The sequence below is a fragment of the Providencia vermicola genome, assembly GCF_010748935.1.
Taxonomy (GTDB): domain Bacteria; phylum Pseudomonadota; class Gammaproteobacteria; order Enterobacterales; family Enterobacteriaceae; genus Providencia; species Providencia zhejiangensis.
Genome location: NZ_CP048796.1, coordinates 1,163,211 through 1,185,981, shown reverse-complemented (window position 1 = coordinate 1,185,981; position 22,771 = coordinate 1,163,211). Strand labels below are relative to the sequence as shown.

Below are 22,771 nucleotides of genomic sequence, written 5' to 3'. Positions count from 1 at the left end.
ATGATTAGCCGCTTATTTTGTTTAATGAATATTAGTAACGATATCGAGGTGTACTATTTTTAACCGAGTAGCAAATTTCTGCCGCAATATTTTATCGCGAAATGACAAGGACACGCGTGACGCACAGGCAGCCGGTGAAAGGCCAGTCACTTATTCTGATACTGCGATAGCAAAGTCCGTAGAGCAGAACACTAAACAAACAAAAACCACGGTTCGTCATTCCAAGCGTGCCGGCATTCAGGCAGAGAAACCAGAGACAATGACGACTGATACGGATGAAAACATCACCATAATTCCGCGTTCAGAGCATACTATTTCACGCAGTGATATTAGTGATAATGCTTTGAAGGTACTTTATCGCCTAAATAAAAGTGGTTTTGAAGCCTATCTTGTTGGCGGCGGCGTGCGTGACTTACTCCTTGGTAAAAAACCCAAAGATTTCGATATTACCACTAACGCAACCCCAGAACAGATTCGTAAATTATTCCGTAATTGTCGGTTGGTGGGTCGTCGATTCCGCCTCGCTCATATTATGTTTGGGCCTGAAGTGATTGAAGTGGCGACTTTCCGCGGCCATCATGACCAAAATGAATCCGAAGACAAAAATCTCTCTCAGCAAGCCAAAAATGGTATGTTGCTACGCGATAATATTTTCGGTTCAATCGAAGAAGATGCTATCCGTCGAGATTTTACTGTTAACAGCCTCTACTACAATATCGATGATTTTTCTGTTCGTGATTATGTCGGGGGATTAAACGATCTTAAAGCGGGTATTATCCGCCTAATTGGTGATCCTGAAACGCGCTATCGTGAAGATCCTGTTAGGATGTTACGTGCGGTACGCTTTGCCTGTAAACTCAATATGCGAATTGAGCCAAAAACGGCTCAACCTATCGAACGTCTTGCTCCGCTATTACGCGATATCCCTTCCGCAAGGCTTTTTGAAGAATCATTAAAGCTATTACAAGCCGGACAAGGCTACGCAACCTACCAGATGCTAAAAGAGTATCATCTATTTGAGCAACTCTTTCCGGTTATTAGTAGCCGCTTTAGTAGTAACAATGATTCTCCAATGGAAAAAATCATTGAGCAAGTGCTCAAAAATACTGATTTTAGACTAAAAAATGATAAGCGCGTTAACCCTGCATTTTTGTTTTCAGCCATGTTATGGTATCCGGTTACTGAACATGCTGAAAAGTTATCTCAAGAAGGTGGCCTAGCTTACTACGATGCCTTTGCACTCGCGATGAATGATATTCTTGACGATCAATGCCGTTCGATTGCCATACCAAAACGGATCACCACAACCATGCGTGATATTTGGCAACTACAATTACGTCTACCTCGTCGTCAAGGGCGTCGCGCCAATAAATTAATGGAGCACCCTAAATTCCGTGCTGCATTTGATTTATTAGAATTAAGAGCTAACGTTGAGCGTCGAAATGAGCTACAAGAGCTTGCTATATGGTGGGATGATTATCAGCGTTCAAACAACACCAAACAACGTGAAATGATTGCAGAATTAGGTAGTGCGCCAGTGCGTAAGCGCCATCGCCCACGTAAATCCTCATCTGGCGCTCGTAAGCCTAATAAAACTCAGGAGTCATAGAATGGAATTGGTCTATATTGCAATTGGCAGTAACCTTGGTGAGCCGTTAAAGCAAGCTCAACAGGCTATTGAAGCTTTAAATGCTATTCCAAAGAGCCGTGTAGCCAAAACATCGTCTATCTATCGCACCAAACCACTCGGGCCACAAGATCAAAATGATTTTCTCAACATAGCGGTGCTACTTGAAACTGAGCTTGAGCCTGAGACGTTGCTTGACCATACACAACGTATCGAACTTGAGCTTGGTCGAGTACGCAAAGCTGAACGCTGGGGTCCGAGAACACTTGATCTCGATATTATGCTTTTCGGTCATCAAGTTATTAATACACCAAGACTAACCGTACCTCATTATGGGTTAAAAGAGCGTGAATTCATGTTATATCCGCTCTATGAGATCGCCCCTAACCTTATTTTTCCTGATGGTGAACAACTATCAGAAAGGCTCACACATGTTCCACGTAACGGCCTCACTTATTGGGATATCACCGTCTAAACAGTGACCTTCCTAATAGAAGGGGTCATTCGTGGGATCTTTTCCGGAGGTTATTATAATGAAACCCATTTCTCTGGCTACTCTGGGTCAGTTCAAAAAAGACAAACACAAATTCGCAACCATCACGGCCTATGATGCCAGCTTTGCGCAGTTATTTGCAGAGCAAGGGATCCAAGTCATGCTTGTCGGTGACTCTCTGGGCATGACCGTTCAAGGCGAAACAAGCACGCTTCCCGTTACTGTTGAACAAATTGCTTACCATACTCGCTGTGTACGCAAAGGTGCTCCTGACGCATTTATCATCGCAGATATGCCATTCATGAGCTATGTAACACCAGAGCAAGCCTGTGCAAATGCGGCTGTTTTAATGCAAGCAGGGGCTAACATGGTAAAAATTGAAGGTGGCAGTTGGCTTTGTGATACCGTCAAGATGCTATGTGAACGTTCTGTACCTGTTTGTGGACACTTAGGACTCACACCACAAGCCGTTAATGTACTTGGTGGTTATAAAGTCCAAGGGAGAGATGAGGTCACCGCTAACCAATTAATGAAAGATGCCATCGCCTTAGAAAATGCAGGCATTCAGCTTTTGGTCCTTGAATGTGTTCCTACATCACTTGCGAGCAGCATCACTGAAGAGCTTCTGCTTCCTGTGATTGGCATTGGTGCAGGAAGTGGTACTGATGGACAAATTCTCGTCATGCATGATGCATTAGGCATCACAGCTCGCCCACCTAAATTTGCCAAAAACTTTCTTGCCCAAGCAGGCAATATGCAAGATGCTATCAGGTTATATATTCAAGAAGTTGAAGCGGGGATCTACCCAAGTGAAGCTCACTCGTTTGAATAATGTCATTATGGCTCAATAATAAGGAATGCACACATGCTGATCGTCGAAACGTCGCCAATCCTCCGCCGTGAAATCCGCCGCTGGAAGCTAGATGGTAAACGTATTGCTCTTGTACCAACCATGGGAAACCTGCATGATGGGCATCTGACTTTAATTGATGAGGCAAAACAACAAGCCGATATTGTTATTGTTAGTATTTTTGTTAATCCCATGCAGTTTGATCGTCAGTCTGATTTAGCCAACTATCCTCGCACTCTGCAAGAGGATTGTGAGAAACTGAAACGTCGTGACATCAATCTTGTTTTTGCACCGTCAGTGAAAGATTTTTACCCAGAAGGAATGGATCAACAGACCTTTGTTGAAGTACCTGAATTATCATCAATATTGGAAGGTGCTAGCCGTCCGGGGCATTTCCGTGGTGTTTCCACCGTCGTGACCAAGCTCTTCAACTTAGTCCAACCTGATTTAGCGTTTTTTGGCGAAAAAGATTATCAACAACTACAACTGATTCGCAAAATGGTACATGACCTTTCATTTGATATACAAATTGTCTCTGTCCCTACCGTTAGGGCCAAAAATGGCCTGGCACTCAGTTCGCGCAATAATAACCTTTCCGCTGAAGAGCTAAAAATAGCCCCTCAATTGTACAATATCATGAGACAAACGGCAGATAAGCTCAGTGCAGCTCCAGAAACCGTTGATACATTGCTTCAAGAGACTGAAGATTTACTACGGCAAGCAGGTTTCACGCCTGATGAACTGTTTATCCGTGATGCAGAGACACTCGCCGCACTCAATGCGAGAAGCAAAAAAGCGGTGATTTTAATGGCGGCATGGTTAGGTCAAACTCGGCTCATTGATAATTTACAGGTTGACCTACCCGCTGTTTCAGCTTAAAAAAATAAGCAAACACAGCATAAATATTAAGATGGCAGATAACAATTATGTTTAGAAAAATGCTACAAGGTAAGTTACACCGAGTCAAAGTAACACAAGCCGACCTTCACTACGAAGGATCATGTGCGATTGATCAAGACTTTATGGATGCAGCAGGGATCCTCGAATACGAAGCTATCGATATCTATAATGTTGATAACGGCGAGCGCTTCTCGACTTACGCGATCGCTGGGGAAAGAGGCTCTAAAATTATCTCGGTCAATGGCGCAGCTGCTCGCCGCGCTGCGGTTGGTGATAGGCTGATCATCTGCTCTTATGTGAGTATTAGCGATGAAGATGCGCGCCAACATAAACCAAAGGTTGCTTATTTTGACGGCGATAACGTCATGAGCCGCATAGCTAAAGCCGTTCCGGTACAAGTCGCTTAATCTCTTTAACCCCCAGCGATGAGAAACTCACTGGGGGTTATACTTTTTCATCGTGGTCAAATTAGCTTAGTCAAACTGCAAAACAAATTGTGCCGTTGCTTCCGCTTTCCCCGCTTTTATCGAATGGCTATAACGATAATATTCCGCCTTCAGAGGAACCATCGTTTCCCCTTTCTCTAAATCCGCTAATTTAACGAACGTTTGATTAACCAAAACATTATCATTACTTAATGGTGATTTCACCACGTAACCAATCCCACTTGCATTACTCCCCTGCCCTTCATTATCAATCTTAATAACCGCATCTTTGCCATCATAACTTTCGGTTTTATTAGCTATCAATTTGATCTTAGCTGAAACATTTCCCGTACAAACGATTTTGATATTCTCTTCAACAGCGGATGACTGAGAAGGAAAGCCTATTGACGAAAATGCGGTTATGGGTAAACGAGGCAATGTAAACGTCAAATCGGTATTTTGAGCAGAACAAGATGTGGGTGCACTTTCGACCTTACCTTTTAATCGATAAGTGAAACCGACTTTCGTTGACCCACCACCTGACTCAAAACGTTTAATTAACACTGAACCAATCACTGAGTTAGTAAAGGTAGTCGGTGTTGGATTATCTTTTGCGGCATAGAAAATAACTGTCGCATCAAGTGGCATTAATGACCCTTCAGGTACGGGTAACTCTTGCCCTGGACGATTACGAAAAGGGAGTCCGGTTCTATTATCAATCAACACATAAACAATATTTGCAGGTCCACCCGCGTGAACATGATAAGCAGGTCGACCGTCAATATCCCCATAGTATCGAGCATAAATACCGCTACCTTCACCATACGTTGCGTAACCATAAACTTGTGAATCAGGCCCGCACTGAGCAATACCACCACGCCCACTCTCACGTTCGAAGGTGTAGCGCCCAAGTTCATCATGTTTTTTGATCACGCCACTCAATTTAATATCAATCGTGGCACGCATTGCTGAATGATCTTGTCCATCCCCGCCAGGGAGACAGTCCTGAGCAGAAAAACTTTTATTTATACCAACGAGCATTAAAATTAAGCTCAGTACCAAAACACGACCTAAATGTATTTGTTTTTTCATTGCTAGTGCTCCTTTTAACGGCACTCTGAATTAAGCATATAAAGCCCATTCGTTGGTATAGCCTTTTCGATGTTATAATTCACAGTACAGGATTCATTAACACCATCATTTGTCCAATTAACCTTAATTTGGCCTTTCGGTTTATCCGCGACTAAATACAGCGTATTAAAATTAGAAACTAAATGAGTCGCGTCGTCTTCTGTCACCGCTTTCGCTCCAACAGGTAATTCTTTATTCATTGGAAGCTGTAGCTTAAATAATAACTTGTAGCCTTTCTTCGCTTCAAAATCCGCGAGTATTAATGCGCCTTTTGTCGGAATAACATTATTAATAATATTATTCTCAATTTCGGTATCCTCAGGAATTGTTTTCGTATCAATCGCTAATGTATTTTTACGATACGGAGCAATACCTGGCACAACCGCCAAACCAGATGAGTTAGTTTCTACAGAATGTCCATTAATGACACCAACCCCAGCGGCATCTTTCGTCAAGATCAACGCACTCGTATCTTGCATTGACGGGGCTAGCACCATGCCATATTGCGTACCAACTAATGATCCGCTAATACCATAGTTAAAGTTTTTGTTATTATCGTTGTAAGCATATCCAGCATTCACCACCGCATAAGGAGAGCGATAAGAACTGCTTAATCCACCTGAATATCCAACACCTTTATTACTGTAACTTTGATAAATATCCCAAGTACCACGATATGATTCACCGTAGCTTCCATTTAATCGTGCCGTTTGTGATGTCCTATGCTGATCATCTGTTGAGATCCCATAATTGACATACACAGTATTATCAAATACATCAAATGGCACACTGATATTTAAACTCAGGTTATATGAGCTTTTATTATCATTTTGGAACTGCCTACCTTTTGAGTAAGTGTAATAGACACTATAATGCACCTTATCTATATTGCTGTTAAAACCCGCATTATAAGACTGTTGTTTATTACCACTTGCATATTCATAAACAACAGTGTTTAAGTTAATAGAGCTAGCACTTCCCAAAATTGGCTGAGATAATGATGCAGTATATTCATTTTTCAATTTATCATAACTGCCATGGTCTTTATTCTCATAAGAGAATGCATCATCAATATTTAAGAAATTGTTATCAAAGTGACGAAAACCGGCCAATGATAAACTGGTATTGGTCATTTCAATACGTTTTGAGTAATTAACTCTAAACGCATTTCCACTTAATGTCGTTTTATTTTCAACATTAGCGCGAGAATGTACCATATCAGTCGTAATTGCACCGACATTTCCTAAGTTAAAACCCGTACCAATTGCGTAAGATTGATAATGTTTAGAATACAATACGCCACTAAAAACTGTGACAAAATCTGTCAGCCCATAATAAACTTCAGCTTCATTAATATAACGACCATCACCTTTGTTATTACCGTCATACTGACCACTAGAGAAACTGTATTTTAACTTTCCTTTTCTTTCTAAAAACGCAATGGAAGAAAAAGGAACAATAAAATTCACTTCGTTACCACTCGCCTCTTGCACTGTAACATACAAATTACCACCATTACTCATTGGGTAATAATCAGTAATTTCAAAAGGTCCTGCTGGTACACTTTTCTTATAGATAACCTGTCCATTTTGAACAATGGTTACCACTGATTCAGAGTTGGCAATACCATTCACACTCGGAGCATAATTCGTTAAATCGTATGACTCCATTTGTCTGTCAGTCGCTAACTTAACCCCTTTAAATTTAAAGGAGTCAAAGAGCTGTGAGTTTGTATATAAATTCCCTAGTGTTAGCTCACTTTTAATTGTATTAATATTTCTTGATAGCGTGTTACTGATGCTATTCCACTTATTTTTTTCTCTCTCATTGTTTGACCAAGTTGAATAATTACGATAACGCCACGCACCTATATTGACTTTACTTTGGATATTACCGTAATAATTATCATCAACTTTGCCATTTTCATAAGTGTTAAATGCTGAAAATGAATAATTAACGAATATCGCTGGAATACCATTATCCCACTGTTCTTCTTCTATTTGCTTGATACGCTGTTTATTAATCATTAACTGAGGAACAGTTAATGAAAAAACTTTGGTATTTAAATCAAGATAATGGCTAACATATTCAATATCATTAATATTAAAACATTGCTGCTCATCTTTTATCTGTGACTGGAAATCAATACCAAAACTTTCCCACTCAGAAAAACTAAAGCAAGGTGTTAGCTGTTCACCGCCATTCGCAGTAGACATCATGACAAAATTGATATCTTTAGTAAAAACTAAATTATTATTAATAAAAAACTTCACATGATATTTCCCTGGTGAAATATCATTTTCTCTGAAAACATCCAAGTCTTCATTCGTGAGCTGTGTTCCCATTCCTGCTATATTTAATAAGCTAGGTGGATAGTAATCAGCAGCACGCATATCTAATGAATATGATGCAAATAAAACAGCCATAACAATAGGCGAGCATGGATATTTTTTATAAAAAAAACGATTCATAGGCCTTTACTCAGCTTTTTGAGATTATTATTTTATCGTATAACTGCTATCTAACCCTTTACCATAATCATTGATATAGTTCAGAGAAATTGTATGCATACCTGCACCTAATTTAGGAATATTTATAGTCGTTTCAGAACGAGGTTCTAAATAACTTGGTGCTTCAACTTCTTTACCATTCACCTTAAGTTTCGCTATATTGATATAAAAAGGTGTCGGGTTGTTGACTTTTATACCTGATGCCGCTTTAGACCAAGCCAGTTCATTTACTGACTCTTCTACTTTTTTATCTGATAATGCTGTGGGACGATAAATTAATTTTATTTTATTTGTCATTGAATAACGTAAAACGTGTTCTAGATCTTCACTGCTAGGCGCGACAAATTTAACATTAAGCCAATATAATGATTCCTTATCGCTTGGTAATGTCGACACTTTCATTAGCTGAATCGTATTTTTTTGTTCAGCTCTTAATTTTACTAATGGTGGTGTTACCGCGAAATCTTGTGTTACATTACCCTTTTTATCTTCTACCCAAGATTGAAGTAAGTAATTCCGATTTTTATCCGTATTAAATGCAACAACGCCTTCACTTTTATCTTTTTCATGATAAATCACACGAGTAGTTTCTAAACCAAACCCAGCATAGCTTGATGAAATAGAAACACAGAATAGCGATAATGCAGAAATTATTTTCTTCATAAACATAGGCCCCATGATAGAAAAGTTAACGCAGATTAATAATTCATAATTAATAATCTGCGTTAGCAAATTATTTATAAGTAATTTTATAATTTAATGTTGCGTTAGCTTGGCCTGCTTCTACTGTATCATCCGTACTAACGTATTTTGCGATGAAAGTTCCACGCCATTCAGAACTAGAACCATTCACTTTAATATCTTCACTTTTACTACCATTGACTTTTAAAGCTCTAGATGGCTGATCTTCACGATAAATACGGATACCAATATTTTTTGCTACATTAGTACTACCTTTATTATCTAATTCTAAAATAGTGTCATCATAGCGATTTGCATTACCCGTCAAATTAATAGAAACGGTTCCTTGGTCTGGGCAATCAACTAATTCAACTTTTAATTTACCATCACCACCGGTACCACCAACTTCATCACCTTCATCACTAAACTCACTCGTTGCAAAACGTCCCATTTTGACTTCAGCATTCGGTGAATAACTATCGTTTAAGTTAATGGTACAAGTCGCATTATAAATAAGCCCTTTAAATGAAATTGTGCCATTTTGTTCTGCTGCTGTAGCAGTAGCTGAAAATGCAAATGCGGAAGCAATAACAGCCATAATCATTTTTTTCGTTGATAATGTTTTCATGAATATACCTTTATACTCTTATCAGTAAATGTAACTCTATTAGTCATTTATCAATGAATTAATAGGGCGCATCAGACAATACTCTCCTAAAGCTTAATTGATAAATTTCAAAAGCATTTTGAGTAAAAAAAAGAATCAATGTTATTAAATCTTGTAACCCACATTATGAGTAACAAGTAAAGTGAGTATATAGGATAGAAATGATGATGAGTTTATGTAAATTTTTCTAAATGTAAATTTACGATGCTCTAAAAAATACTTTAGAACTCTATAATTCATTGTTATAAATGACTTTTATTTTTTGATCGACATCAAAAAATAAACATAAAGTGTTAGGATTGAAAAAATAGAATAATATCAATATGTTAGTCATATGGGATTGTACTTATAAATATTCTGACCTTTACTCTTTTTTGTATTATTTTTTTACACTTACTTTAAGTAACCTTAATAATAACGATTATTGACAGTCGCATTACGACAGCAAATGATTGTAGTGAACCCCAAAAACAAAAACCAAGATAAGCGTCACAAACTTTATCTTGGTTTGAATCGTCATCATCAAATACATGGTTATTGATAAACAATGTCGATTGTCATCGATGCATTCGCGCTACCTGAGGTCACTTTCTCTTCCATTTGCTTATAATAGCCACGCATTAAAATCGCAATATCACCATCCTTCTTAACCGTTTTGATGATTTCATTTCGTTTGTTTAGCTCTAATACTTTCCAGTTACCACTTTCTGTAAAATATTCAGTCTCTATACCGACTCCCGTCGCACTGCCGCTTTCTGCGTTGAGAGCAAGTACACTTGAATGCCCTAAATAGCTATTCCCCTCAGGTATAAAAATCACCGGAATATCACTTGGGCATTTCAACGTAATCGACCAATCTTTTTTTTCACTGGTAGAACCAATATTGCCACCAAATCCTGTTGAACTGAGATAAATATCCCCTAATTTAATATCTTCACTTTCCTTTGAGGTAAGATCACAGGTGGCTGCTTTGACTGAACCTGTAATATTCACTAGCGTGTGATATCCATACGCTTGATTGAGTGTCAGTCCCAACAAGCCGACCAACGCAATACCGAGTATTTTTTTTATCGCCATATTAATTTGCCTGTACGACAAAGGTAACCGACGCATTAGCCTTACCTTGTGTAAGCTTAGTATTGGTTTGAACATAACGCGCCCTAACCTTTAACGACGTATTACCTTTATTAACCGCTTCATTTTTCATGAAGTTATAAAGCGTATTGATATTTCGATTGACCCAGCGATGAGACGCATTTTCATAACTTTGTATTTCAATCGCTGCTCCTGTCGAATAACCATTACCTTTATCGAGAGATAAATATTTTCCACTGGACTCTGAAGCACCTTGAAATTGGCCATTCAATAGACTCATTGAGTCAGGGCACTCAAACTCAAGTGTAAATTCAACCCAATCTGATTGGGTATTTTGTGCACTGCCAAAACCATTTTGGCTTTTCGTTAGCCATGTGCCCAAATCAACATTGATATTCTGTGTTTTAATGCCACAAGTGGAGTATTTAATACTCCCTTTATAATGAATATTCACCATTGCCGTGGCATGATTGACCATGCAGGAAAGCAGCGACATGGTCAGAAAATAACGTATCAATTTATCGCGCTGTTTCATGACATCAGGTCCTTAATCATAGACAAACGTCATTGTTAATGCCGCATTTCCAGAACTAGGTTTGACGGTATAAGCTGTTTTTATATATTTAAAAATAAAGGGGACGCTATAAAGCTTATTTCCTTGTTCGGAACGAAATAAAAATCGATGGTATTTACCAATCACATTGCTGTCCCCACCAATTTTTAATGGCGTAGGGTCATCCCCATGAAAAACCTGCACGCCATAACCGGGAGAATTAGAATTATCAGTTAACTCAATGACATCTCGGCCTATACTCGGGGTTCGTCCATATTCGCCAATAGAAACATACACCCGAATACCCGCATTACATCTCATATCAACATTTTCTTCCGCTGATCCAAAATGTGATCCCGTAGATAATTTATTAACTTCGTTAAGGTCATGTTCACCCAAGTCAACATTTAATCGTCTCGTATCAATCTCGCAAGTAGAGGCTGTTGATGTCAAATCAGTATAACCATTACTGACATAACCATAGTAAATGATATTTTTGTTATCCATTTTATAACATTGGATAAATGCTCGAGCATCTCGAGTAATGTTTGTCTTTCCAAGAGGGGGAATACCGTCAACTCTCACCCGCGCATAAGCAATTTCAAGATTTAATCTAGGGCTCGGCTTATGTATTTCATATTTAAGGCCATTAGTACCATGTAAGAGGGGTTGCCATTTCCGTTGGCCTTCTTCCCTAAACCCCCATGCATAACCAATTCCTTTAACAGTACTCGCATAAACAGGAAATGACACGCCATCATAATTTATCGTTAGCCCAGTCTCTCGTGAAGAGCCATCACGTATCATAAAATATTCGAAGTTTTCTCTCTCATTAGGATTATTTAGATTACTGTCACAGGCTATTCCTGAGTAGATTTGCCACCCTTCACCGATTATTTCTCCTGATGCCATTTCAGCTTCCGCAGTACCAAAAGATAATTTAGAATCTGGTATATCAATGTCTGGACTTATATCTGAGGCCCTAGCCATATTCATGCAGCTAAATAGCAATCCCAGCACAAACAGGATAAATGGTGTTTTTGAAATTAATCTATGCATTAGTTTCCCTTTATTCACATATTATCTGTAATGATGCGACTGGCATTTGCTTTTCTTTATCATTCAATTGGTAATGTGCTGTACATTGCTCGTTAGAATGATTCCCCCATTTAATATGGATTTTCCCTTTTTCTGGCATGCCACTTAGATAAATATCGCCATTATCGCCAACAATGCCACTGCTACTGATTTCAGGGTGATCCGAAACTAATTGCCCAACTGAACCAAAAGGAATCGCTCTAGCATGATAGGAAACATTGAATAAAATCCGATATCCTGTGTAAGTTTTAAACTCTGCTAGCATAGCCGCACCTTTTGTCGGTATTAGCGTGGCTGAATTTTTTTGTAGGTCAACATTATCCGGTAATGAGGTTGTATCTAATGAAATTTCATTCTGTGCGTAGGCATTTAAATAAGGGACGATCGCATAGCCACGGCTATCGGTACGAATCCCTGTTTTATTTTGAATTTTAACGCCTTCTGCTCCTGGCGCTTTAACAATAGCGAACGAGTCATAAATAGGTTGTGATAATGTCACGCCGTCAGAATGTACAACAATGGCGCCATTTAAACCGTAATTAGCGCGCTGTGAAAATCGGTCATAACTATAACCGGCATTCGCTATCCCATAACCACTTTTATAGGATAATGATGCATTACCTTGGGCTCGCTGGTTACGATTACCATACGACTGCTGAACGGAATAGTTTAGGTTCTTATCTTCTAACAATGAGCCGCTTAAACCGGCCATATAATTGCTATCGCCATGGTTATTACTACTCATAGACATATTTAGCATGCTATCACCAAAAGCAGATCTACTAAGAGGTATACTTAAGGAAAAGACAAATTGATGATCAGCTTTGTTATTGCCTGCAAAATCCGAGTAACTATAGTTAAATGTGTATAAATAACCTTTGTGGCTATTGCTATAGCCTGTATTTACCGTACGCTCTTGCCCTCGTTGATTCCAAAAATCCTGCTGGTAAGCAGAGGCATAAATATTGCCATAGTCCCCTAAACTTTGGTTAATCATGGCTTGATAACGATTTTTTTTGTTATACAGGCGGTCATTATAATTGTTTGAATTGGCCTCTGAGAAAGTATAAAAACCCTCAGTTGAATAACGGTAACCCGCAAAAGTTAATGTTGTACCTGTCGACAACATATTTTTAGTATATTGAAAACGGTATGACTGCCCCGTTTTTCGTTGATGATTAAATTGTGAAAATTTTGTTTTTGCTTGAGTAACATCTGCTGATAACGCGCCTACATAGCCTAAATTTAACCCCAAACCCGCTGCGTATGATTGATAATCGTCTGAAAACAGTCCACCACCGTAAGCTGTGACCCCTTTTGGTAAACCATAAATAGCCGTCATTTGCGCAAAATTAGGTTCTTTACTACTGCTATTTTGTTTAAATTTCCCCCCAGTTACCGAATATTTAAATTGCCCTTCACGTTGCATAATCGCGAGAGAGGAAAAGGGAACAACAAACGAGCGTTCACTGCCATCCGCTTCTTTGACTGTCACGGTTAAGTCGCCACTGGTTCCCGTTGAGTAAAGGTCATTAATTTCAAATGGGCCTGGTGATACATAGGATTGGTAAATAATGTAGTCATTTTGTTTGATGGTCACTTCAGCATTGCTTTGTGCTATTCCCCTAATTATCGGCGCAAAACCCCGCAATGAGCTGGGGATCATTGATTCATCAGAGGCCAGTTTTATCCCGCGAAATTGAAAACCATCAAATATATCACTCGGTGTTGAGGTATCCCCAATCGTTAATTGGGATTTTATTGAATTAATACCACGTTCAAGATAGGTTTCGATATTTTGCCATTGGCTTCGATTATCCTGATAAGAATAGGTCGAATAATTTTTTAAACGCCAAGGACCAATATTTAGCCCACTACGTAAATTAACATAATGGGAAGAGCTGTCCGCACTGGAGGATTTATACCATGTATTAGAGCCTCGATAGAAATAGCTCAGTACCAGTGCAGGAATACCATCATTCCATAAGCTAGGATCAACCGTACCTGACGCTTTTTTGCTCATCGCTATTTGCGGAACAGATATCATCAGCTTCTGCTGGGTTAATTGAAGCCGTGTATAAGCATCTGGTATATAATGAGAAATATCATCAATGGGCTGATCATCTGATAATTTATCAAAACTAGCGATATGTTTTACATCCACCCCCCAATTTTCTAGTTCACTTTTAGTTAAAACAGGGACGAGTTTGTGATTTTCCCCATTATTAATAAACATAAGGGATTCAGAGCCGACTTTCAGCCCATTTAGTATGATATCGACATGATATTCCCCTGCCTTCTGCCCACCCGGTGTCGAGAATTGCTCTAAGCTTTGTAATTCAGCAACATCTTGTCCATTAACAGGGGTTAATGAATGCGGGCTGAAGTAGTCATCAGCAAAAGCTCCCGAGACAAATACCACACTCACCGGTATTGTTAAGCTCGCGATAAATTTGCCAAACAAATGAGGATTCATCTTTCTAAATTCAAATATGGACACTAAATTTTGTTGTATTAACGCTTTTTCTCTAAAAATTAGCATAGTGGCAAAATTCCATACCTGATATGGTTTTTATTATTTTAGTGTTTGCTCTTGGCTATCGGTAATAGCGCCCGCATCAGACACTGCCTTCCACATAACTTTATTACCTTGTGCACCGGAAATATTCCATGATTGTTCACCCATAGGAGGAAGCATCGCGGGTTCATTGATAGACTTATTTCCTACCTGCAAATCACTGAAAGACACATAATAAGGTGTTGGATTTTTGCCCACTAACATATTGCCATTTCTTTCAAATGTGACTTTTTTATAGGCGTTTTCGGCGTCTGAGTTAAATAAAGATTTAGGGCGATAAATTAATTTAATTCTATTGTTAATTGAAATAGTTAAGTTATTTTTTGCTTTTGGATCCGTTGGGGGAATGGATTTTACATTTAGCCAAAAAATAGACTCTCTATCTTCGGGAAGATCTTTGCCTGTATAGACAATCCGCAAAGAGTTAGTTGATTCTGGTTCGATACGAAATAATGGTGGTGTTATTACAAAAGGTAATTTGGCTTGATTTTGTCCCTCAAAGTTATCAATCCATGATTGGATCAAGTAAGGGCGTTTGTCATTATTACGTACAGAAATTGAAGCTTCTTTGCTGTTTGCATCATAAATAACGCGGGTACCACCAAGAACAACACTTGCATATGCTTGCGTCATCATCAAAAAAAATGCAACAACCGCTGATATTACTATTTTAAACATAACATATCCTATAAATACGGAGTAAATTTACTCAATGGTTAGCGGAAAACCAACCTAACTCCGTTAATGCTTATTCGACATGGTTAAATTAATGTGGGAACAATCTCCCACATTAATAATGGCTATTCATCTTGCATTATTGGTTATAGGAAATAGTGACAGTAACATCTGCGTTAGCTGCGCCCGCTTTAGCGGCCTCTGTTGTGACATAACGCGCGTAGTACGCTTTTTCTCCGCTATTACTTGCACCAGTAAGTTCAATTTCACCCGCTGGCTCACCAGGAGTAATATAAGCTGCATCACTCTCATTATGGGTAATACCAATTCCAGCGCCTACATCTGTTGTCGTTTTATATAAGCTAGGGTTTGTTGCGTTAGCTGTACCAGAGAAAGTGATTTTGGCTTTTTTAATGACATCAGGGCAGCCATTCAATGCGATCACAAATTTTGTTGGTGTTGTTGTCTCATTTGCATTTTGCAGATTGCTAACAAGCCACGTACCTAATTGTACAGTTCCTTCATTAGAATTTTCATTATTTGTTTCGATCGAGCAAGTAGAATCAACAAATTGCCCCTTAAAATGAATAGTTCCGGTTTCTTTACCATCAGTGACATCGGCATTTGCAGCACCGACAAATAAGGACATAGTAATAGCTGAAGTAACTAATAAGACTTTATTTAGTTTCATCTTGATGACTCCTAAAATATATAATTTATTATCTTAGTTTTTATTGCCATATAACTATGAAATTACATAGTTTAATGAAGTTATTTTCATACCTAAACACCTAAATGGAGTATATTCAATTTATATTGAAAATCCAGCTTATCCGATAAAAATAAACATTTGCAATAGGTCACCATAAAACACCAACAAAACAAAAATCAAAACACAACAATAAAAATTAAACCCCTAAAAATGACAAATACACAAACAAATAATCCACCACAACCATCGTAATCTATATTATCTAAAAATACATAAATGTAACGCAATATTACCCTATATTACACCAACAAAAGAGATATTTTAGATGCAATAATTCACAAAAAAAATAAAAGCCAATATAATCAAAAGTTTTTTATGGAAAATAATTTTTGTTAGCTCGAAAATAAACTTAAATTTAATATTTAAATTCTTCTAATTTTTTTTGTTCGTTACATTTGAACACACATAGCCAATGCATCATTATTTTTATTTTTCTTATTAATGGATGTTATTATTTCTGTAGGGCACTATTTTTGAGAGAGATTAAATAAGTAAAAACACTTAAAATTTTCTGTGTATATTTAACAGTCATTGGTTTTGGTTAAATATCAACATTCACACAGCGATAAATAGGGCTTTAAATATCGAGTAGTGTACAAAAAATAAGCCTCCAAACAATTGATTCTCAACTATTAGGAGGCTGTATTATTGAACTTTTATAGAATAAAACGATGTTATTAGCTTCTTAAGCCGCGACCCTGTTCAATTAAATACCAAGTCAGCGCATAAAAAACAATCAAAAAGACCAGCAACACGCCTAATGTCACTGCAATTGATACATCCGCAATGCCTAAAAAACCGTACCTAAAGCCACTAATCATATAAACAATTGGGTTTAATTTTGATACGGCCTGCCAAAACGGCGGCAATAATGAAAGCGAATAGAAGACCCCCCCTAAATAGGTTAACGGCGTCAACACAAACGTAGGAACGATACTAATATCATCAAATGTTTTCGCAAAAATAGCATTCAATAAGCCTGCAAGTGAGAAAACTATTGCCGTTAATAGCAACGTGATGACGACCATTCCCCAAGAATGCACTTGTAGAGGGATAAAAAATAGCGAAACGATAGTCACCAATAATCCAACTAAAATACCACGAGCGACGCCTCCCCCGACAAATCCCGCAATAATGACATGCGTTGGTACAGGTGCAACAAGCAACTCTTCAATATTTTTCTGGAACTTAGAACCAAAAAACGAGGAACAAACATTGGAGTAGGAATTGGTGATTACGGCCATCATAATCAAACCGGGGACAATAAACTGCATATAGTCCACCCCGCCCATATCACCAATTCGCGAACCGATCAGGTTCCCAAAAATAACAAAATAGAGAGACATGGTAATGACTGGCGGTAATAACGTTTGTACCCATATGCGACCAAAACGGGTCACCTCTTTTATCCAAATAGTTTTTAATGCAACCCAATACAGAGAAATCATTGTGCTTCCTCCATATGCGTAGCATCACTGTCTTTTTTGACTAAATTCACAAAAAGTTCTTCCAATCGATTGGCTTTATTGCGCATGCTCAAAATTTCCACACCTTGTTCATTAAGCTGGCTAAATACGCCGTTAAGCCCTTGCTCTCTTTTGACATCCACTTCTAAAGTGGATGTATCCAGTAAACGCGTCTCATATCCCTTCAGATCAGGTATTGGGCTTCTCGTTCCCAAATCAAAAATAAACGTTTCTGATTCCAACTGACTTAATAACTGCTTCATACTGGTGTTCTCAACCAGTTCGCCGTGTTGAATAATGCCGATATTGCGGCAAAGCATTTCAGCTTCTTCAAGATAATGTGTCGTCAAAATAATCGTCGTGCCTTGAGCATTAAGCTTTTTCAAAAAACTCCACATAGAGCGACGTAATTCAATATCGACCCCTGCTGTAGGTTCATCTAAAATTAATAACTTAGGTTCATGCATCAAAGCTCGTGCAATCATTAAGCGGCGTTTCATCCCCCCTGATAAATTACGAGCACGCTCATTACGTTTTTCCCATAAATCCAGCTGAGTTAGGTATGTTTGGGCACGTTGATGCGCGACTGCACGAGGAACACCGTAATAGCCAGCTTGATTCAATACTATCTGTAACACCGATTCGAAAGGGTTAAAATTAAATTCTTGAGGAACCAATCCTAGTTGTTGTTTGGCTTGCACGACTTGTTTGTCTAAATCATAACCAAAAACCTTAACAGACCCACTCGTTTTATTGACCAATGAGCTAATGATTCCTATTGTGGTGGACTTACCCGCGCCATTAGGGCCAAGTAACGCATAAAAGTCACCATCTTCTACGCTTAGGTCAATCCCTCGTAAGGCTTTCACCCCACCGGAATAGGTTTTGGTTAGCTGCGATAACTCAAGTGCGTAAGTCATATTTAAAAAACACCTTTATTCTTGGGTAGGTTTAGGAGCAATATAATACTATGATGCCATTTTTTCCTGATCACTGTTATGCAGAAAAGAGAAAATAGGTATATGCTAGCTAATTCAATTGGTTAGCTATATCAATATTGTCTAATCAGAATGAAATATGCATCATAGGAATGTAAAAATTAATATAACTGAATATTAATTAATAAATAAATGTTGTATAAGATTTTACCGTAAAGTAACACAACTAGGCTATACGTCATGATGAGAAAAATTGAAGAGCTGTTTGCTAACAACGAAGCATGGTCAGCTTCTGTAAATGAAAAAAATCCTGAATTCTTTAAAGAGTTATCTAAAGCTCAAAAGCCAAGATTCTTATGGATAGGGTGTTCAGACAGCCGAGTACCTGCTGAAAAATTAATTAATGCGGCGCCAGGTGATCTTTTCGTTCACCGTAATGTTGCTAACTTAGTTATTCACACTGACCTAAACTGCTTATCGGTCATCCAATACGCTGTTGATGTTCTTCAGGTTGAGCATATTATCATCTGCGGCCACTATGGATGTGGTGGTATTGAGGCTGCTGTTGACAATACAGAGCTTGGCTTAATCAATAACTGGCTACTGCATATCCGTGATATTTGGTACCGACATAGCTCGATGCTCGGTGAACTAAAACCTTGTGAACGTTTAAATCGGTTATGTGAACTAAACGTTGTTGAGCAAGTTTATAACCTTGGTCATTCAACCATTATGCAGTCAGCTTGGAAACGCGGGCAAAAAGTGATGATCCATGGTTGGGTTTACGGTATCAACAATGGTCGCTTGCATGACCTACACACAACAGCGGATAGTCGAGAAAGACTTGAATTGTGCTATCGTGAAGCTATCGCCAAACTGACAAACAAAAAATAAGTTTTATGCTTTAGCTAACGAAAAGGGCTGTTTATCAGAACAGCCCTTTTTATGAGGTAACTCGTACAAGTGAGTACTAACACCAAGATTGTTGTGCGCCGTATGACGAGTAGCGTGAGTGATTACTCTTCGATCAGTGTAACGTGACCAATATAGGGTAAATGACGATATTGCTGCGCGTAATCGATGCCATAACCCACCACAAATTTATCTTCAATCGAATAGCCAATCCATTCAACTGGCACATCCACTTCACGGCGTGATGGTTTATCGAGTAGCGTACAGATAGCCACTGATTTTGGACCACGCAACTCAAAAATTTCGCGCACCTTATTTAAGGTATTACCTGAATCAATGATATCTTCGACAATCAAAACATGCTTTCCACGAATATCTTCATCTAAATCTTTGACTATCTTAACATCACGACTTGAATTCATCGCATTGCCATAACTTGAAACAGTCATGAAGTCGACTTCATGAGGCGCGTCAATTTTACGACATAAGTCAGCCATAAAAATAAAGGAGCCTTTTAACAAGCCGACTAATACCAGCTCGCCTTCAATATTTTTATAATGCTCACTAATTTTTTCAGCAAGTTCACTGACTCGCTGGCTGAGCTCTTCTTCAGAGATCATAACTTCAAGAGTATGTTTCAATTTACCAATACCTATTTGTTTTCAATACTAAAAATCATATTTCATATCAAAGAATTCGCACATTTAAGAACGAAAAAGTAATAACATACAAAATATGAGAACAAAATTTTCAGCAAGTATAACAGAACTCACCATTTGTCGTAAAAGAGGATCCTGTGACTTGTTATAAATTTTATCAAATACGTAGAATGATATTCAAAACACATTGATATAAAAATCATCAAAAACAAAATAAATAATTACAAAACAATTGGATATAAATTTCGATTAACGTCAAGAAAAGAGAAATTTAAGGCTATTGATAACGTTATTTAATGAATAAAATAAAAGCTCACAAACTCAAAAAGGAAATTGTTGATGCCTTTACCACAAAGATTAGCCCCTCAAAAACCCCAGAAACAGAAGATTGCTCGCCTGAAAACGCTATTAGAACTAATCACACATGAAATCCAACACCATCAGCGTAATGAATGCGATATAACTGTACAAAAACACATTTCACAATGGAATGAAATTGCAGTCAGGACTTTCGAATTTCATGAGTTTAGAGATTACCCTTCATGGATCAGCGAACAAGACTTTATCTGCTCCGCACTCCTTCAATCCTCCTATATTGATGACCTTAAGTTCGATGAGCTTGTCATGATTGTCGATTTTATTTGCAGTGCGAAAGGAAGCGAAGCAGAGCAAGGCCATGCATTGGAATTGCTAGATATCAATTTTCCCAATGCAAATGCTTCAGATTTGATTTATTGGCCAGATGAATGGTTTAACAATGAAGAGATAGACGATGAATTCAGTGCTGAAGAGATTGCTTGTTACCTTTGTCTTCATTCCGGTAGGATCCTCGCTAATACACCAGAAATTGCGTTACGCTACCCTTTACCCAAATAACCATTATTGACCTAATGAGTGACATGCCTATTTTCACTCTCATCGCAGTGCCACAGACCATGCCGTATAAGCTATAAATAATAACAACAACCAAATGGCTTTATTGTTCACTTTCTAATTGTTAAGGGCTAACAGTATCCACAATAGTCAGCCCCTAACATACTCAACAATTAATGAACCGTTAGCCTGTTAGCTAACAGTGAATCCCATCATCATGCCTGTATCTTCATGCTCTAATAAATGGCAATGAGCCATATAAGGATGCTGTTTAGTGGCGGGATGTTTGAATTCAACTAATACCTCACTGACTTGGCCTTCAACCTTAACGATATCCTTCCAACCTTGTCTGTGTGGTTCCACGGCTCTACCATTCTCTTTCAATATACGGAAACGTGTCCCATGAACATGGAATGGATGCAACATCATATCCCCACGACCCGAAATCACCCATATCTCTTGTCGATTCATGGCAGCATCAAAGGCTGCTTCTGTCATAGAAAAGGCTTGTCCATTAATCGTATTGGCGTTGTATATATCTAGCTCACCTGAATTTGTTCCACAATGGCCGCCACTATTACGTATTCCCCCCATATTACCATGGCCCATATTGCCATGATCCATACCACTGTTCTGCATCATATGACCTTGCATCATGCCACCATGGCCCCCCATATTGCCCATAGCTTGGTCACCATAGCGCTCACGTAGCATCATCATACCTTGCATATCCAAACGCATATCCATCATTAAATGGAAACGACGACGAGTTAATCCAGCTAATGAAGGCAGTGCTGGTAAACTTGCCAACTGAGTCGGTAGCTGCCCCTCACTCGCACTCATCGTGGTTTCGACATGCAGTACAGGTAAAGGTTGATCAAATGGTGCAAGCGTCATTCCCATTTGATTAACCGGTAATGTCACTAAATCGAAAGAGCGGCCATCCGTTGCATCAATTAAGATTTCAAACCTCTCCCCCATAAGAATCGGCAACTCTGTGACTGCGATAGGTTCCGCAAGTAATCCACCATCACTCGCCACCACATACATTTTGCGGCCATCACTCGTTGAGATATTCAAGCTACGTGCGTTACAGCCATTAAGTAGTCTGAAACGTAACCAACCTTTCGGCGCGACGTGCTTAGGGAATACCGCACCATTGGTTAACATGAGATCACCAAACCAACCTACCGCTGCGCTCATCACATCTAATTGATAATCAATTTGTCCATCATCCTTAAGACGCTTGTCCTGTAAAATCACAGGGATATCATCAACGCCCCAGGTACTCGGCAATCCATGCTTATTGCTTTGCTCATCTTTAATGATAACCAGACCCGCAAGCCCCATGGCGACTTGATGGCCTGTTTTTCCGTGTGTATGAGGGTGGAACCAACAAGTGGCTTCTGGTTGATCTACAGTGAAATTAACTTTGCGGCTAGCTCCCGGCTTAATAATTGCCTGCGGTCCACCATCCTGTTCTCCTGATATTTCAAGGCCATGCCAGTGAACGGTCGTCTCTTCCGGTAATTGATTAGCGATATGAATATTGACGTTTTGACCATTTTTCAAGCTAAGTGCTGGCCCGAGTAGATCCCCGTTATACCCCCACGTTGTTGTTTTCTTACCCGGAACAAATTGAGAAACCCCTTGTTTAATCGCAAGTTGAAGATTACCTTGCGCATCAGGTTCTATCAGAGGTGGGATAGCCAGTGTCGGGTAATTGTCGGCAGCCACAGCGATACGGCTCCACACAGGCAGTGCACTTGCAGCATAAGCGATAGCACTTAGCTTAATGAAATCGCGACGTAACATTGATAACCTTCCTTTTATTTATCAAATTAAAAACCGAGTAAAAATTCTATGGC

21 protein-coding genes are annotated in these 22,771 nt (G+C 38.8%); 7 read left to right on the top strand and 14 right to left on the bottom strand.

All coding sequences use genetic code 11. The annotated features are described in order from the left end of the window. The first annotated feature begins 259 nt into the window (after positions 1-259). From pcnB to panD, 5 genes are read left to right on the top strand one after another with little or no spacing between them, the layout of a single operon-like run. The gene (pcnB, locus tag G3341_RS05100) at positions 260-1,609 is read left to right on the top strand and encodes a polynucleotide adenylyltransferase PcnB (RefSeq protein ID WP_208852759.1); all 1,350 of its coding nucleotides are present in this window, start codon (positions 260-262) and stop codon (positions 1,607-1,609) included. 1 nt (position 1,610) lies between these two features. Then, a complete protein-coding gene (gene folK, locus G3341_RS05095) occupies positions 1,611-2,102 on the top strand; it encodes a 2-amino-4-hydroxy-6-hydroxymethyldihydropteridine diphosphokinase (protein WP_154622204.1) in 492 nt (163 codons plus the stop codon). A gap of 58 nt (positions 2,103-2,160) precedes the next feature. Beyond that, positions 2,161-2,952, top strand: coding sequence for a 3-methyl-2-oxobutanoate hydroxymethyltransferase (gene panB, locus G3341_RS05090; protein ID WP_163860829.1), 792 nt, complete (start codon positions 2,161-2,163; stop codon positions 2,950-2,952). Positions 2,953-2,985: 33 nt separating this feature from the next. Further along, positions 2,986-3,849 carry a pantoate--beta-alanine ligase gene (gene panC, locus G3341_RS05085; RefSeq protein ID WP_154622206.1) on the top strand — a complete coding sequence of 288 codons (864 nt, stop codon included), beginning with the start codon at positions 2,986-2,988 and terminating at the stop codon, positions 3,847-3,849. Positions 3,850-3,896: 47 nt separating this feature from the next. Then, the gene (gene panD / locus G3341_RS05080; protein WP_154622207.1) at positions 3,897-4,277 is read left to right on the top strand and encodes an aspartate 1-decarboxylase; all 381 of its coding nucleotides are present in this window, start codon (positions 3,897-3,899) and stop codon (positions 4,275-4,277) included. A gap of 66 nt (positions 4,278-4,343) precedes the next feature. Here panD and G3341_RS05075 read toward each other — a convergent pair whose 3' ends face one another. The 12 genes from G3341_RS05075 to G3341_RS05020 form a co-directional block, all read right to left on the bottom strand. Further along, on the bottom strand, positions 4,344-5,387 hold the full coding sequence (locus G3341_RS05075) for a fimbrial protein (RefSeq protein ID WP_154622208.1): 1,044 nt from the start codon (positions 5,385-5,387) through the stop codon (positions 4,344-4,346). Positions 5,388-5,401: 14 nt separating this feature from the next. After that, positions 5,402-7,897, bottom strand: coding sequence for a fimbria/pilus outer membrane usher protein (locus G3341_RS05070; protein ID WP_154635639.1), 2,496 nt, complete (start codon positions 7,895-7,897; stop codon positions 5,402-5,404). A 27-nt stretch (positions 7,898-7,924) separates the two neighbouring features. Beyond that, the gene (locus G3341_RS05065; RefSeq protein ID WP_230086010.1) at positions 7,925-8,599 is read right to left on the bottom strand and encodes a fimbrial biogenesis chaperone; all 675 of its coding nucleotides are present in this window, start codon (positions 8,597-8,599) and stop codon (positions 7,925-7,927) included. 70 nt (positions 8,600-8,669) lie between these two features. Further along, positions 8,670-9,245: a fimbrial protein gene (locus G3341_RS05060; protein ID WP_154635637.1), complete on the bottom strand. Its 576-nt coding sequence runs from the start codon at positions 9,243-9,245 to the stop codon at positions 8,670-8,672. A gap of 573 nt (positions 9,246-9,818) precedes the next feature. After that, the gene (locus tag G3341_RS05055) at positions 9,819-10,361 is read right to left on the bottom strand and encodes a fimbrial protein (RefSeq protein WP_154624215.1); all 543 of its coding nucleotides are present in this window, start codon (positions 10,359-10,361) and stop codon (positions 9,819-9,821) included. 1 nt (position 10,362) lies between these two features. Further along, on the bottom strand, positions 10,363-10,914 hold the full coding sequence (locus G3341_RS05050) for a fimbrial protein (RefSeq protein WP_154624216.1): 552 nt from the start codon (positions 10,912-10,914) through the stop codon (positions 10,363-10,365). Between the two features lie 12 nt (positions 10,915-10,926). Further along, the gene (locus G3341_RS05045) at positions 10,927-11,991 is read right to left on the bottom strand and encodes a fimbrial protein (RefSeq protein ID WP_154624217.1); all 1,065 of its coding nucleotides are present in this window, start codon (positions 11,989-11,991) and stop codon (positions 10,927-10,929) included. A 10-nt stretch (positions 11,992-12,001) separates the two neighbouring features. Beyond that, positions 12,002-14,572: a fimbria/pilus outer membrane usher protein gene (locus G3341_RS05040; RefSeq protein WP_163860828.1), complete on the bottom strand. Its 2,571-nt coding sequence runs from the start codon at positions 14,570-14,572 to the stop codon at positions 12,002-12,004. 33 nt (positions 14,573-14,605) lie between these two features. Beyond that, complete coding sequence (locus G3341_RS05035) at positions 14,606-15,286, bottom strand: fimbrial biogenesis chaperone (RefSeq protein ID WP_154624219.1); 681 nt, start codon at positions 15,284-15,286, stop codon at positions 14,606-14,608. Positions 15,287-15,422: 136 nt separating this feature from the next. Continuing rightward, a complete protein-coding gene (locus G3341_RS05030; RefSeq protein WP_163860827.1) occupies positions 15,423-15,974 on the bottom strand; it encodes a fimbrial protein in 552 nt (183 codons plus the stop codon). 758 nt (positions 15,975-16,732) lie between these two features. After that, a complete protein-coding gene (locus G3341_RS05025; RefSeq protein ID WP_154622523.1) occupies positions 16,733-17,503 on the bottom strand; it encodes an ABC transporter permease in 771 nt (256 codons plus the stop codon). Then, entirely contained in the window at positions 17,500-18,441 is a 942-nt protein-coding gene (locus tag G3341_RS05020; protein ID WP_154622524.1) for an ABC transporter ATP-binding protein, read from the bottom strand. Before G3341_RS05020 ends, G3341_RS05025 begins: the two co-directional genes overlap by 4 nt. A gap of 258 nt (positions 18,442-18,699) precedes the next feature. Here G3341_RS05020 and can point away from each other — a divergent pair, with 258 nt between their 5' ends. Beyond that, positions 18,700-19,353 carry a carbonate dehydratase gene (gene can / locus G3341_RS05015; RefSeq protein ID WP_154622715.1) on the top strand — a complete coding sequence of 218 codons (654 nt, stop codon included), beginning with the start codon at positions 18,700-18,702 and terminating at the stop codon, positions 19,351-19,353. A 122-nt stretch (positions 19,354-19,475) separates the two neighbouring features. Here the strand turns inward: can and hpt are convergent, their stop codons facing one another. Next, on the bottom strand, positions 19,476-20,012 hold the full coding sequence (gene hpt, locus G3341_RS05010) for a hypoxanthine phosphoribosyltransferase (protein ID WP_154622716.1): 537 nt from the start codon (positions 20,010-20,012) through the stop codon (positions 19,476-19,478). A 357-nt stretch (positions 20,013-20,369) separates the two neighbouring features. On the opposite strand from hpt, the gene G3341_RS05005 reads away from it, so the two are divergent. After that, positions 20,370-20,906 carry a hypothetical protein gene (locus tag G3341_RS05005; protein WP_154622588.1) on the top strand — a complete coding sequence of 179 codons (537 nt, stop codon included), beginning with the start codon at positions 20,370-20,372 and terminating at the stop codon, positions 20,904-20,906. Positions 20,907-21,095: 189 nt separating this feature from the next. Here the strand turns inward: G3341_RS05005 and cueO are convergent, their stop codons facing one another. Further along, positions 21,096-22,718, bottom strand: a complete 1,623-nt coding sequence (gene cueO / locus G3341_RS05000) for a multicopper oxidase CueO (RefSeq protein WP_163860826.1) — start codon at positions 22,716-22,718, stop codon at positions 21,096-21,098. Positions 22,719-22,771: the final 53 nt, after the last annotated feature.

Coding starts and splice junctions, on each gene's coding strand:
- pcnB (WP_208852759.1), top strand. CDS start 260: ATGACGACTGATACGGATGAAAACATCACCATAATTCCGCGTTCAGAG.
- folK (WP_154622204.1), top strand. CDS start 1,611: ATGGAATTGGTCTATATTGCAATTGGCAGTAACCTTGGTGAGCCGTTA.
- panB (WP_163860829.1), top strand. CDS start 2,161: ATGAAACCCATTTCTCTGGCTACTCTGGGTCAGTTCAAAAAAGACAAA.
- panC (WP_154622206.1), top strand. CDS start 2,986: ATGCTGATCGTCGAAACGTCGCCAATCCTCCGCCGTGAAATCCGCCGC.
- panD (WP_154622207.1), top strand. CDS start 3,897: ATGTTTAGAAAAATGCTACAAGGTAAGTTACACCGAGTCAAAGTAACA.
- G3341_RS05075 (WP_154622208.1), bottom strand. CDS start 5,387: ATGAAAAAACAAATACATTTAGGTCGTGTTTTGGTACTGAGCTTAATT.
- G3341_RS05070 (WP_154635639.1), bottom strand. CDS start 7,897: ATGAATCGTTTTTTTTATAAAAAATATCCATGCTCGCCTATTGTTATG.
- G3341_RS05065 (WP_230086010.1), bottom strand. CDS start 8,599: ATGAAGAAAATAATTTCTGCATTATCGCTATTCTGTGTTTCTATTTCA.
- G3341_RS05060 (WP_154635637.1), bottom strand. CDS start 9,245: ATGAAAACATTATCAACGAAAAAAATGATTATGGCTGTTATTGCTTCC.
- G3341_RS05055 (WP_154624215.1), bottom strand. CDS start 10,361: ATGGCGATAAAAAAAATACTCGGTATTGCGTTGGTCGGCTTGTTGGGA.
- G3341_RS05050 (WP_154624216.1), bottom strand. CDS start 10,914: ATGAAACAGCGCGATAAATTGATACGTTATTTTCTGACCATGTCGCTG.
- G3341_RS05045 (WP_154624217.1), bottom strand. CDS start 11,991: ATGCATAGATTAATTTCAAAAACACCATTTATCCTGTTTGTGCTGGGA.
- G3341_RS05040 (WP_163860828.1), bottom strand. CDS start 14,572: ATGCTAATTTTTAGAGAAAAAGCGTTAATACAACAAAATTTAGTGTCC.
- G3341_RS05035 (WP_154624219.1), bottom strand. CDS start 15,286: ATGTTTAAAATAGTAATATCAGCGGTTGTTGCATTTTTTTTGATGATG.
- G3341_RS05030 (WP_163860827.1), bottom strand. CDS start 15,974: ATGAAACTAAATAAAGTCTTATTAGTTACTTCAGCTATTACTATGTCC.
- G3341_RS05025 (WP_154622523.1), bottom strand. CDS start 17,503: ATGATTTCTCTGTATTGGGTTGCATTAAAAACTATTTGGATAAAAGAG.
- G3341_RS05020 (WP_154622524.1), bottom strand. CDS start 18,441: ATGACTTACGCACTTGAGTTATCGCAGCTAACCAAAACCTATTCCGGT.
- can (WP_154622715.1), top strand. CDS start 18,700: ATGATGAGAAAAATTGAAGAGCTGTTTGCTAACAACGAAGCATGGTCA.
- G3341_RS05005 (WP_154622588.1), top strand. CDS start 20,370: ATGCCTTTACCACAAAGATTAGCCCCTCAAAAACCCCAGAAACAGAAG.
- cueO (WP_163860826.1), bottom strand. CDS start 22,718: ATGTTACGTCGCGATTTCATTAAGCTAAGTGCTATCGCTTATGCTGCA.